Source organism: Paenibacillus sp. FSL E2-0177 (assembly GCF_037992975.1).
Taxonomy (GTDB): domain Bacteria; phylum Bacillota; class Bacilli; order Paenibacillales; family Paenibacillaceae; genus Paenibacillus_AQ; species Paenibacillus_AQ odorifer.
Map to the genome: position 1 here is coordinate 3235389 of NZ_CP150307.1, position 11868 is coordinate 3247256.

At 40.3% G+C, this 11868-nt stretch carries 13 protein-coding genes; all 13 read left to right on the forward strand.

Features of this window, described 5'->3' with window-relative positions:
- Positions 1-21 precede the first annotated feature (21 nt).
- The gene (locus tag MHI25_RS14575; protein ID WP_340395574.1) at positions 22-783 is read left to right on the forward strand and encodes a sugar phosphate isomerase/epimerase; all 762 of its coding nucleotides are present in this window, start codon (positions 22-24) and stop codon (positions 781-783) included.
- Between the two features lie 32 nt (positions 784-815).
- Entirely contained in the window at positions 816-1904 is a 1089-nt protein-coding gene (locus tag MHI25_RS14580) for a Gfo/Idh/MocA family oxidoreductase (protein ID WP_076278977.1), read from the forward strand.
- A gap of 30 nt (positions 1905-1934) precedes the next feature.
- Positions 1935-2936 (forward strand): Gfo/Idh/MocA family oxidoreductase, encoded by a 1002-nt coding sequence (locus MHI25_RS14585; RefSeq protein ID WP_076194274.1) that lies wholly within the window; start codon positions 1935-1937, stop codon positions 2934-2936.
- Between the two features lie 236 nt (positions 2937-3172).
- Entirely contained in the window at positions 3173-4213 is a 1041-nt protein-coding gene (locus MHI25_RS14590; protein ID WP_340395575.1) for a hypothetical protein, read from the forward strand.
- A 216-nt stretch (positions 4214-4429) separates the two neighbouring features.
- Positions 4430-5938, forward strand: a complete 1509-nt coding sequence (locus MHI25_RS14595) for a malate:quinone oxidoreductase (RefSeq protein ID WP_076129345.1) — start codon at positions 4430-4432, stop codon at positions 5936-5938.
- A 138-nt stretch (positions 5939-6076) separates the two neighbouring features.
- Positions 6077-6493: a GntR family transcriptional regulator gene (locus MHI25_RS14600; RefSeq protein ID WP_076129346.1), complete on the forward strand. Its 417-nt coding sequence runs from the start codon at positions 6077-6079 to the stop codon at positions 6491-6493.
- Positions 6490-7176: an ABC transporter ATP-binding protein gene (locus MHI25_RS14605; RefSeq protein ID WP_076280707.1), complete on the forward strand. Its 687-nt coding sequence runs from the start codon at positions 6490-6492 to the stop codon at positions 7174-7176. The genes MHI25_RS14600 and MHI25_RS14605 overlap by 4 nt, the downstream gene beginning before the upstream one ends.
- On the forward strand, positions 7173-8018 hold the full coding sequence (locus MHI25_RS14610) for a hypothetical protein (RefSeq protein WP_248548200.1): 846 nt from the start codon (positions 7173-7175) through the stop codon (positions 8016-8018). The genes MHI25_RS14605 and MHI25_RS14610 overlap by 4 nt, the downstream gene beginning before the upstream one ends.
- 24 nt (positions 8019-8042) lie before the next feature.
- Positions 8043-9257: a hypothetical protein gene (locus MHI25_RS14615; protein ID WP_076194266.1), complete on the forward strand. Its 1215-nt coding sequence runs from the start codon at positions 8043-8045 to the stop codon at positions 9255-9257.
- 208 nt (positions 9258-9465) lie between these two features.
- On the forward strand, positions 9466-9948 hold the full coding sequence (locus tag MHI25_RS14620; RefSeq protein WP_038570783.1) for a DUF2975 domain-containing protein: 483 nt from the start codon (positions 9466-9468) through the stop codon (positions 9946-9948).
- Between the two features lie 9 nt (positions 9949-9957).
- Complete coding sequence (locus MHI25_RS14625) at positions 9958-10173, forward strand: helix-turn-helix transcriptional regulator (protein WP_076129351.1); 216 nt, start codon at positions 9958-9960, stop codon at positions 10171-10173.
- Between the two features lie 2 nt (positions 10174-10175).
- Positions 10176-10952, forward strand: coding sequence for a DUF817 domain-containing protein (locus tag MHI25_RS14630; protein ID WP_076135041.1), 777 nt, complete (start codon positions 10176-10178; stop codon positions 10950-10952).
- Between the two features lie 184 nt (positions 10953-11136).
- Positions 11137-11793: a CatB-related O-acetyltransferase gene (locus tag MHI25_RS14635; protein ID WP_339174046.1), complete on the forward strand. Its 657-nt coding sequence runs from the start codon at positions 11137-11139 to the stop codon at positions 11791-11793.
- Positions 11794-11868 lie beyond the last annotated feature (75 nt).

The window sequence follows — 11868 nt, forward strand, 5'->3', positions numbered from 1 at the left end:
TAATCAGAGAGGAAAGATCCTATGAATCGTTCAACCATTGCTGCTCAAATGTACACATTACGTGATTTTACTAAAACTGCGGAGGATTTAAGATCCACTTTTCAAAAGGTCTCTGCTATGGGTTATGAAGCTATTCAGATTTCAGGCATCGGGCCAATCGATCCGAAGCTCGTAAAAGAGTATGCGGATGAAGCAGGTCTGGCAATATGTGCAACCCATGTGTCTTGGGATCGGCTAGTAAGCGATTTGGATGCTTTAGCCGCTGAACATAAGCTGTGGAACTGCAAAAATATTGGACTAGGAAGTTTACCGGAAAAATTCCGTACGGGGCAAGAAGGTTACCGTGAATTCGCCAAGCTGATGTCGGGCATTGCAGTTACAATAAAAGAACAACATGATCTGCAATTTGTTTATCATAATCACGATTTTGAATTTGAACGGTTTGATGGATTGACTGGCATGGAAATTCTGCTCACTGAGTCTGATCCTGCCGTTGGTTTTGAGCTGGATTTATATTGGGTTCAAGCGGGCGGAGGGAGTCCAGCCGAATGGATACGCAAAGTTGCAGGTCGAATGCAGGTAGTGCATTTAAAAGATATGGCGATTGTTAATAGAAAACAGATCTTTGCTGAAATCGGTGAAGGGAATATGAACTATAAAGAAATTATCAATGTCTGTCGCGAAACGGGTGTTGAATGGTTCGTAGTGGAGCAGGATGTTTGCCGCCGTGATCCTTTTGAAAGCTTGGAGATCAGTCTGCGGTATCTTCTTAATACCTTATAGAATGGAGTAATACTAATAGAAGGAGGGTTTCTATGAATCGAAAAAATGGGATGACCTATGCACCAACGTATGAATCCAAACCCGTAGTGAAGGCGGGGGAATTCATCATTGCCGCTATTGCCCTAGATCACGGTCATATTTACGGGATGTGTAACGGACTGGTTGAGGCAGGGGCAGAGCTGAAATGGGTATATGATCCGGACGAGGAAAAGGTCAGAAATTTTATTAGTAAATATCCCGGTGTCAAAGCTGCCGGATCAATGGAAGAAGTTCTGGAAGATCCCGAAGTACAATTAATTGCAGCGGCCGCAATTCCATCTGAACGAGGACCTTTAGGCAATAGAGTAATGGCTCACGGTAAGGACTATTTTACGGATAAAGCCCCCTTTACGACCCTGGAACAGCTTGAATCCGCTAGAGCAATGGCAGCTGCAACCAATAAGAAATATATGGTCTACTATAGTGAACGTCTTCACGTTGAAAGCGCTATCTATGCAGGGCAGCTGATTCAACAAGGTGCTATTGGCCGTGTTCTGCAAGTCATTGGATTAGGGCCACATCGTCTAAATGCTCCTAACCGGCCGGAATGGTTTTTCCAAAGGGAGAAATATGGTGGGATTCTATGTGACATAGGCAGTCATCAAATAGAACAATTTTTGTATTATGCTGATTGTCAGGATGCTTCGGTTATTCATAGTAAAGTGGCCAATTACAATCATCCGACTTATCCCGAATTAGAGGATTTTGGTGATGCTACTCTTGTAGGGGACAATGGGGCAACACAATATTTTCGCGTGGATTGGTTTACCCCTGATGGGCTGGGCACTTGGGGAGACGGGCGCACGATGATTATGGGGACTGAAGGATACATTGAACTGCGTAAATATACTGATATAAGTCGTTCAAATACACCGGATCATGTGTACTGGGTCAATGGGGAAGGGGAACATTATGAGCATGTAGCAGGGAAGGTTGGTTTTCCTTTCTTTGGTGAGCTAATCCTTGACTGTCTGAATCGGACAGAGCTGGCGATGACACAGACCCATGTGTTCAAAGCTGCCGAGCTATGTCTGAAGGCTCAAGAGCAAGCGATCAATCTAACCCCAGCAATACTCAGATAACGATGGAATGATGAACGGAGGGTAATATAGATGAAAGAACTTGGAGCAGCCATTATTGGATGCGGAGCCATTTTCCCTCTTCATGCAAAAACATTAACAGGCATCGATGGTGTGAGACTACTTGCGGTTGCAGATATTGATGCTGATAAAGCATTGCAGACGTCTAATGAATATGACTGCCAAGCCACTAATGATTATAGAGAAATTTTAAAGGATGACCGTATTCATGTTGTACATCTCTGTACGCCTCATTATTTACATGCAGAGATGGCTACGGAGTTGTTACAAGCAGGAAAACATGTCCTTACCGAAAAGCCTATGGCGGCAGATCTTCCTTCAGCCAGACGAATACTTGAAGCCGCACAGCAAAGCACAGGTCAGCTTGGTGTGGTGTTTCAGAACCGTTATAATGATGCCTCCATGTATATTAAGCAGGTGATTGACTCAGGAATATATGGGAAGCTGCTCTGTATGAAAGGAATCGTAACCTGGCACCGTAGCGAAAGTTATTATAGCGATAGTAACTGGAGAGGACGCTGGTCTACGGAAGGTGGAGGTCTGCTAATTAACCAAACCATTCACACACTGGATTTACTTCAGTGGTTTGGTGGAGAGGTGGCATCGGTGAAAGGGAGTATTACCACGGATGTGCTAAATGGGGTCATAGAGGTAGAAGATACCGCCCATGCCTGCATCGATTTCACTAGTAATGTCAGAGGGCTTTTTTATGGTACAAATACCTATCTGGAGAATTCTCCAGTGGAGCTGGAGCTAGTTTTTGAAAAGGGTACTATCAACCTCCGCAGAGATCATTTGTATCTTTGGAAGGATGGAAAGGAAACCTTGCTGTGCGAGCCTAGTTTCAGTGCCACGGAAGGTAAATCCTATTGGGGCACCGGGCATAAGAGACTGATTGAGGACTTCTATGAACATGTCGCCAGGGGTCAAAAGTTTTGGTTGGATGGTGCTGAAGGGATAAAAGCGCTGGAGTTGGTGGCGGGGATTTATAGTTCATCGCAGAAGGCTGAATAAATAATAAATAAGCTGTATCAAAAGTAGAGTAATCTACGAATGATACAGCTTATTGTATTTTAATGTAAAACACTTGTACTCAATCCTCCTAAATCAACGAAACTCTAAATAACCTGTAACCTTCCTTGGTAGCTTGTCCATGGGGTTGATTTATGTAATTATGTTCTTGGGTAAGTAATTCGTAGATTTACAATAAATATACACTGATGATTAACGGCAAGTAGGAGGGATTAGGAATGAGTGTTACATGGAAAAGAAGGATTCTGATCAATGATCCTATTTCACTAGATCCAGTTCAGATTCAGCAAGACTTGTACAGCGGCAACCAAGTTATTGTCCAGTTCTCTGATCCATCGACCTATGGTTCGATTCTGGATGAAGTAAATGAGCTTTGCGCGCGTTTTGATGAAAATTTTGGAGTGCGTTTTTATGGCCACTATTCTGTATCCTTTGATTGTGAGACACTCCTGCAGATTCCAAATGTTAAAATGCTGCTGCTGAATTGTCTTCACCAGGCACATAACACGAACGTATTGGCTAAGCTGAATAACCTGTATAGTCTGAGCTTGGGGATATATGAGCTTGAAAATCCGGAAATTCTGAGTATAGATACGTTACGGTCTCTAAGTATTTTAAATATTAGCTCGGAGAAAAAGATGCTTAATCTGGAATACCTAAAAGAATTCTCTCGTTTAGAACAGTTGCATGTTATAGGTAAGGTTAAAAACCTTGATGCTATTGGAGATCTGGAGGATCTTACCTATCTCGCGCTGCACTCCATCAGCAATAAACCCTTACATTTTATTAATCGGCTAAAGAAATTGAAAGACCTACGTATTTTACTTGGAGGCAGAGAACATATTCAGGACATCGAAGAAAATGAAATCGAGAGCCTGGAAATTTGTAGAGTCCGTGGCTTTCATGACCTGAGTAATATTTCGGTTTTTCGTGCGTTAAAAAAGCTTGTGATTGAAGATCAAATCCAGTTACGTGAGATTAACTTTGATCAGCAGATGAAGGCACTGGAAGAGCTAACGATTATGAATTGCAAAACATTGGCTCATTTGACGGGAATGGAGCAATTACCTTTTCTGCACAAGCTTCGTATTTTCAAAACGGCGATCGATTTTGATTCATTTATAGAACAAGAGCTTCCAATCGGCTTAACCACAATAGAGTTTGCAACTTTTAAAAGAAAAGTAGATCAGGAAATTCAAAAAACAATAGTGGGGTTGGGCTATCAAAACGGAATTGTCTACAATGAGAACAGGGCATGATAAAGCCTTTTTTTGTTCCATAAATCTTGAGGACTTATTTCTATCTTTTTTACAAGCTTTTAAATATTTTATTTTTTTCATATAATAGTAGATATTAAATTTATAAATAATTGTAATACACCATGATAAGGTTATAATTGATACAGAAAAGGTGTGACGCCTAAGAAGGAGCGCCCACATCCTTTCTGCAAAATTCAGGGGATAAGGATGGTAATAATGGGCAAAAGTGCAACTGATACAGACGTCATTTTAATTGGTGCCGGAATCATGAGTGCGACTTTAGGAACACTTTTGAAGGAATTAGTACCGGAATGGAAAATTAAAGTATTTGAAAAGCTTGAAAAAGCAGGGGAAGAAAGCTCTAATGAATGGAATAATGCAGGAACCGGGCATGCGGCGCTCTGTGAGCTTAATTATACTGTTGAAAAGCCAGACGGATCTATAGATATTAGCAAAGCTATTCAGATTAATGAACAGTTTCAGCTTTCGATGCAGTTTTGGTCTTATCTTGTAAATCGCAAGCTGATACATACTCCCCAGGACTTTATTATGCCGTTACCTCATATGAGTTTGGTGCAAGGGGAGAAGGATATAGCTTTTTTAAAGAAAAGATTTGAAGCGCTCTCAAAAAATCCATTATTCCAAGGGATGGAATTTTCCGCTGACTCTAAAAAACTGATGGAATGGATTCCGCTTATTATACAAAATCGTCCTGCGAATGAATCCATTGCGGCTACAAAAATTGACTCTGGAACGGATGTTAACTTTGGTGCTTTAACGCGTATCTTATTTGAGCATTTAAAGAGTAAAAACGTCGATCTTCACTACAAACATAGTGTCAATAGTATGAAGCGCAACAGTGCTGGCTTATGGGATCTAAAAATCAGAAATGCCAGCGGTAACATTGAACAACATACAGCGAAATTTGTGTTCATTGGTGGCGGGGGAGGAAGTCTGCACTTACTGCAGAAATCCGGTATTCCTGAAGGAAAACATATCGGTGGATTCCCAGTAAGCGGTATTTTTATGGTGTGTAATAATCCGGAAGTTATTGCGCAGCATCATGCCAAAGTATACGGCAAAGCTAAAGTTGGAGCCCCTCCAATGTCCGTACCGCACTTAGACACAAGATTTATCGACAATAAAAAATCACTGCTATTTGGACCATTTGCCGGATTCTCACCTAAATTCTTAAAAACGGGCTCAATGTTTGATTTAATAACTTCTGTGAAACCGGATAACCTCATAACAATGCTGTCGGCAGGTGCTAAAAATATGTCATTAACAAAATACCTGATCGAACAAGTGCTGTTATCGAAAGAAAAACGTTTGGAAGAACTGAAAGAGTTTATCCCCAATGCCAAAATTGAAGATTGGGATCTTGTTGTAGCTGGTCAGCGTGTGCAAGTTATCAAAGATACAGAAGCTGGCAAAGGCACACTTCAATTTGGTACGGAGGTTATTAGTGCCGCTGATGGTTCGGTCGCAGCATTGTTAGGGGCTTCCCCTGGAGCTTCTACGGCTGTTCACGTGATGCTTGAAGTGCTTAACAAATGTTTCCCTCAATATATAAAAGAATGGGAACCCAAAATAAAAGAAATGATTCCTTCTTATGGCTTGTCACTAATGGATAATCCCGTGCTTCTGCAGAAAATTCACACTACAACAGCAGATACACTGGGTTTAGGTGGAAAAGAACATGTTTTTAATCAAAAGGTGTTTTAGTAATAAAGGAGCTGCCGAGAGGCAGTTTTTTTTTTGCTCAAATCTGAACTATTGACACAAAAGTGTATTACACGTATAGTACATAAATGAGATGTATGAACCACTTAGTACACACACTTAGTATATGGAGTTGGTTGTATGACAGAAGAACAGAAATCAGGCGTCAGCTTTAATATTCGTGAGCCGGTATATATTCAAGTTGTGCGTCATTTCAAGGAACAGATCGCCACAGGGCAAATCGGAGCGGGAGACAAAATTCCTTCACGGCGTGAACTGGCATCAGTAATGAAGATTAATGCGAACACGGCGCAGAAGGCATATAAGGAAATGGAGGAACAGGGTTTGATCGTAACAGAAGGGAATTCCCCGAGCCGAATTACACAGGATCAGCAAATACTAAACTCGATTCGAGCTGAATTAATCGAAAGTGCAGTGGATATATTCATCAGCTCCATTCAGAATATTCAAATTCCAGTTGAAGAACTGGTAGAGATCATAAAGACAAAATATACATCCGAGCGCAAGTTATCTCCAGAGGGTGGTGACACAAGATGATCCAAGTGAATCAGATGGTAAAGAATTATGGATTCAAGAAGGTACTAAATGGCGTTAGCTTCACTGCTGCCAAGGGAGAGATTACCTGCCTGATCGGAATCAATGGTGCCGGGAAGTCAACAGTGCTGAAGTCCATCATGGGACTGACACCATTCAAAGGGGAAGTTTTAATCGATAATGTATCACTAACACCTGCGATGTATGAGAAAATCACTTTCATTCCAGATTCGTTAACGATGCCCTCTAATATGCGAATTGCTGATTGCTTGAGCTTTATGGCTGACTTTTATCGGAATTGGAACGCTGAACGTGCAAAGGAAATGCTTAAGTTCTTCCGACTGAGCTCTTCAGATCGCGTATCCTCATTGTCGAAAGGGATGGCTGCGAAGGTGAATTTGTTGCTGGGACTTGCCTTGGATTGTGATTACATCCTAATGGACGAGCCGTTCTCGGGAATTGATATGTTCAGCCGCGAGCAAATTACTGATGTGTTCACGAGTGAATTGATCGAGGATCGTGGTGTGATTATTACAACTCATGAAATTAACGATATTGAGCATTTAATTGATAAAGCGGTCTTGCTACAGCATGGGAAGGTAGAACGTGAATTCTACTGTGAAGAAGTTCGCGAGCAGGAAGGTAAGTCCATTACGGACGTAATGAGAGAGGTGTACATGAAATGAGAGCTTTTGTGAAGCTATTGAATTTTGAAATGAACCGATTTGCCAAAATATATATTGGACTCATGGTGCTGACAGTTGCCTTGCAGCTTGCAGCAGTCACCATCGGTGCTAATCATTGGCTGGATTCTGCGAATGAGGCAATGAGAGTGAATCAATGGACGCTTGAGCAATATCACAATGTGACTGGATATATTCAGCTAAACAGTATGATGTATGCTCGCTATAATGGACTTCTATATTTCGGACCCATATTTTTGAGCATAACAGTGTTGCTAATATATAGCTGCTTCATCTGGTACCGTGACTGGAGAGGTAAAAATACGATAGTATATCGCCTGCTCACCTTGCCATCCAATCGGGCGAATTTGTATTTTGCCAAGCTGGTTACGATCTTGCTATTCGCATTTGGACTTGTTGCCCTGCAAATTGTCCTTGTGCCACTGGAGCGTTTGATAGCACAGTCGATTCTTCCTGCTGAACTATATCGGAACATCTCGGTATTTGATTATTTGAAGTATCCTACTGTGCTTAAAGTTCTGGTTCCGCCCTACTTTTCTGAGTTTGTTCTATATTATGGACTGGGCATTACGGGCTTGATCGTCTTGTTCACAGCGATTCTAATGGAGCGGAGCTACAGACTGAAAGGGATCGGCTTTATCATATTATACTTAGCGGTTCTGGCTGGATTAGCCTCAATACCCTATCTTATGGGTTATAGCAGATATGATAGCTACTTCTATCCCGGAGAGATCATAGGTGCTTGTCTCGGATTAATAGTGATTATTGCTGGAGGTTCGCTTTGGTACAGCTTATATCTATTGCGTAAGAAAATATCGGTATAATTGAAGGGGTATGGAGGTTAAGGAATGAGAAAATATATGGTTACCGCCGTTCTTGTAGTGTTCTCGGTTGTTACAATCGGGACGTATTATGTACAGGCCTCACAAGAGACACTACCTAATTATAAGCTGACGATGGTTCAAGGGGATGCTTCCCTCGTTGAAGGTATAGCCTTATACGGAAATTATCTGACTAAGGATAGTGTTTTTGGCATCAAACGAGCTAATATCACTACAAATGGTACAGATTATCCAGATGAAAAGTTAACGATCAGCCAAAGCTTAAACCGAAGACCAGTGAACACACAATTGGATAAATGGAGGGATCAGCATCGTCAGTTCATGCGTGGGAAGAAGAACTTAGCTGGGTTCTATGAAAATCAGGATATGCTTGCTTACGTGAATTGGACCGTAGATAAGCAGCAATCAAATGATCCATCAGCGAAGAAAAATGCTAGACTCAGTATTTCTGTGCTTAATAAGCAAAAGGATAATACGCAGGAAATCAGATCCGATATCAATGTGGATCATGATATTTCAGATATCTATGTACAAAATGTACAGCTTGTTGATCAAGAGCTTGTTGCAATGGTGTTTTTGAATCACGGCGCCAAAGGTTATGTAACTGAACCGCAGATTATCCGTGTTAATCTAACAACAAAGGAGATTACGAATGAGCCGCTCGTATTACCAGGAGCTAAATCTGAAGCAGCAAATGGGGATAATCAATTCGTTAGGTTAGCCAATCAAAATCTGGATCACTCGGATCAATGGATTTTAACGGTTAGTAAAGATAATCATAAAAAGGCATATCAAGTAGATGTTGCAACAGGACAAATCTCGCCGCTCGCGTTCCAAGGGCATGAAATGTTATTGAATAATATTATGAATGCGTATGGACAGAAAATTTATTTCCTGCAAAAAGCTGTATCGGGTAAGGAGAATATAGGATTTACTGTTATTTCTTACGATCTCGTGAGTAAAGAATATGAGACTACTCTGAAGAATACAAATATAGATTTAAGTGAAAACATTACCTATGATTTTAAACAAGACTATCTCTATATTGTGGGTTATAAGAATATGGATAATAAGTACTTCAAAGGTAATCGTCTATATGTATTCAATTTGACAAGCGGTAACCTTGAATACGAAGGAAAAGCAGTATCTACAGAGGCTGCAAATCAGGCTGAAGATGAAGCTAACATGGATTTGAATTTTATCGATCTTGGTCAGTATTAGAATTACTTGTAGAATAGAAAAATAGAGATAAAGAGATATGAAAAGGTGAAATAAGCCGAGCTAGTGACTTCAAAAGTCAATTAGCTCGGCTTTTTAGTCGAAAGTTATAAAACAACCAATAATAACTGTATATCGATTAAAATATATTGTAAAACGATAAATAATATGATAAATTCAATTCACAATAAATCTGTGAGGTGTGTTTATTATGGAAAGAGGATCAACACTTTTTTTAAGGGCAGCGGTTATTCTTATTGGTATCCCGGTGCTTGCCTTGTGCATATTTGTGGTGCCGGAAATAGCGAGTTTCGCAGCAGAACTGTATCCGGATTATAGTTTATTGAAATATCTCATTGCCATTGATTTGTATGCCTCGGCGATACCTTTTTACTTTGCACTGTATCAAGCTTTTAAACTGTTAGGCTATATTGACAAGAACAATGCTTTCTCGGAAATGTCTGTACAGGTTTTAAAGAAAATAAAATATTGTGCAATCATCATCAGTTGCTTGTATGTAGTTGGTATGCCACTCTTTTACCTCATGGCGGAGAAAGATGATGCCCCAGGGATTATAGTCATCGGCTTGATTATCATTTTTGCCTCCATGGTGATTGCCGTTTTTGCTGCAGTTCTACAAAAGCTTTTAAAAGAAGCTATTGATATAAAATCAGAAAATGACTTAACTGTCTGAGGTGAAACAATGGCGATTATAATTAATATCGACGTGATGCTGGCCAAAAGAAAAATGAGTGTTACTGAGCTTTCGGAGAGAGTTGGAATAACAATGGCTAATCTTTCTATATTGAAAAATGGAAAAGCAAAAGCGGTGCGATTATCAACGTTAGAGGCAATTTGTAAGGCTTTGGAATGTCAGCCTGGAGATCTATTAGAATACAAAAATGATGAGGAAACATAAGAATGAAGTCAATAACACAATTGCTGCATTTCGGATATCATCAGGCGATGAGTTGCATATTTCCAGTTGCGATTTTTGGGACTTTAGCTCTTTCTAACATAATAGAAATGCCTTTTCTTTACCGTTATGATGCCATTCTTCTAATACTGCTTACAGTGCAGTACCTCATGTACCGTACTGGATTAGAGACGCTGGATGAAATAAAAGTAATCTGTGTGTTCCACGTTATTGGTTTATTGCTGGAAATCTATAAGGTAAAGATGGGTTCATGGGCATACCCTGAGCCAGGGTTTACGAAGGTGTTTGGTGTACCCCTCTATAGTGGATTTATGTATGCAAGTGTCGCAAGCTTTATGTGCCAGATATGGCGAAGATTGAAAATGGATATGACCGGTTGGCCGGGGCTTGCTTCAGCGGGATTGTTGGGAGGAGCCATCTATTTAAATTTTTTCACACATCATTTCATTCCTGATTTTCGTTGGTGGCTGACAGCGCTTGTGGTTGTTGTCTTCTGGAAAACATGGATCATTTATAGGGTACGGACGGTTACCTATCGAATGCCCTTGACACTGGCCTTTTTTATTGTAGGATTTTTTATCTGGTTAGCTGAAAATATCGCTACATTTTTTAATGCATGGAAATATCCTGATCAATATCAAACGTGGCAACTGGTTAGTTTCAGTAAGATCAGTTCGTGGTTCCTTCTAGTGATCATTAGCGTCATTATAGTTGCCCAGCTTAAACATGTTAAGGCTAGCCGTAATCCGATAAATTCATAATTGAGCTGAGTTGGGACAATACGGTTGATTTGACGAATAAATCATTCGTTTGTTACAATGACGGCATCAATTAGGAAAAGGATGAGGACGATGGTTCGTCGTTTGAAAAGGTTTAAGAATGTCGCTACTGCATCAAGCTTCTAAGTATAAATGAATTACATTACTTAGAAGCGAGGGAAAGAAAATGAAACAACATCAGTTCAGCCACTGGTCTGAAATTAAGTATTTAAAGGATATTGTCACCAACCCAATGATTGAGGTAGGAGAGTACTCTTACTACTCTGGTTATTACGATAATCTTGATTTTGAAGATGGGTGTGTCAGATACCTTTGGGGTGATGAACAATCAAGAAAGTTGTTTAATCCCAGTGAAGATTATGGTTGGCATTTAGATAAATTGATTATAGGAAATTATGTTTGTATTGCTAGTGGTGTAATTATTCTCATGGGTGGGAATCACAATCATCATCCTGAATGGATTACCGTGTATCCTTTTGTAGACCAGATTGCAAACTCTTACGAATCCAAAGGGGATACAATCATTGCTAGTGATGCCTGGATTGGGATGAATGCAATGATTATGCCCGGTGTGAAAATAGGCGAAGGTGCTATTGTTGCGGCAGGATCAGTTGTTGTAAAGGATGTCCCACCGTATACGATAGTAGGCGGCAATCCTGCTAAAGTGATCAAGCAACGGTTTACAGATCAAGAAATCGAAAAGTTAAAGGAAATGCGCTGGTTCGATTGGAAACGTGAGAAAATTGAACAAGCCACGTCTATCTTTTCCAGTTCATCTATTGATCAATTATATGACTTTTACCTTAAAGAAATAAAAAAATAACAAAATCAGCACAGGCTGCCGGTATATTCGGCAGCCTGTTCTTTTATCTGACAGGTTCGTTTAACAATAATTGTT

Bases quoted from the DNA above. Each gene is read 5' to 3' on its own strand.
- MHI25_RS14575 (WP_340395574.1), top strand. From the start codon at position 22: ATGAATCGTTCAACCATTGCTGCTCAAATGTACACATTACGTGATTTT.
- MHI25_RS14580 (WP_076278977.1), top strand. From the start codon at position 816: ATGAATCGAAAAAATGGGATGACCTATGCACCAACGTATGAATCCAAA.
- MHI25_RS14585 (WP_076194274.1), top strand. From the start codon at position 1,935: ATGAAAGAACTTGGAGCAGCCATTATTGGATGCGGAGCCATTTTCCCT.
- MHI25_RS14590 (WP_340395575.1), top strand. From the start codon at position 3,173: ATGAGTGTTACATGGAAAAGAAGGATTCTGATCAATGATCCTATTTCA.
- MHI25_RS14595 (WP_076129345.1), top strand. From the start codon at position 4,430: ATGGGCAAAAGTGCAACTGATACAGACGTCATTTTAATTGGTGCCGGA.
- MHI25_RS14600 (WP_076129346.1), top strand. From the start codon at position 6,077: ATGACAGAAGAACAGAAATCAGGCGTCAGCTTTAATATTCGTGAGCCG.
- MHI25_RS14605 (WP_076280707.1), top strand. From the start codon at position 6,490: ATGATCCAAGTGAATCAGATGGTAAAGAATTATGGATTCAAGAAGGTA.
- MHI25_RS14610 (WP_248548200.1), top strand. From the start codon at position 7,173: ATGAGAGCTTTTGTGAAGCTATTGAATTTTGAAATGAACCGATTTGCC.
- MHI25_RS14615 (WP_076194266.1), top strand. From the start codon at position 8,043: ATGAGAAAATATATGGTTACCGCCGTTCTTGTAGTGTTCTCGGTTGTT.
- MHI25_RS14620 (WP_038570783.1), top strand. From the start codon at position 9,466: ATGGAAAGAGGATCAACACTTTTTTTAAGGGCAGCGGTTATTCTTATT.
- MHI25_RS14625 (WP_076129351.1), top strand. From the start codon at position 9,958: ATGGCGATTATAATTAATATCGACGTGATGCTGGCCAAAAGAAAAATG.
- MHI25_RS14630 (WP_076135041.1), top strand. From the start codon at position 10,176: ATGAAGTCAATAACACAATTGCTGCATTTCGGATATCATCAGGCGATG.
- MHI25_RS14635 (WP_339174046.1), top strand. From the start codon at position 11,137: ATGAAACAACATCAGTTCAGCCACTGGTCTGAAATTAAGTATTTAAAG.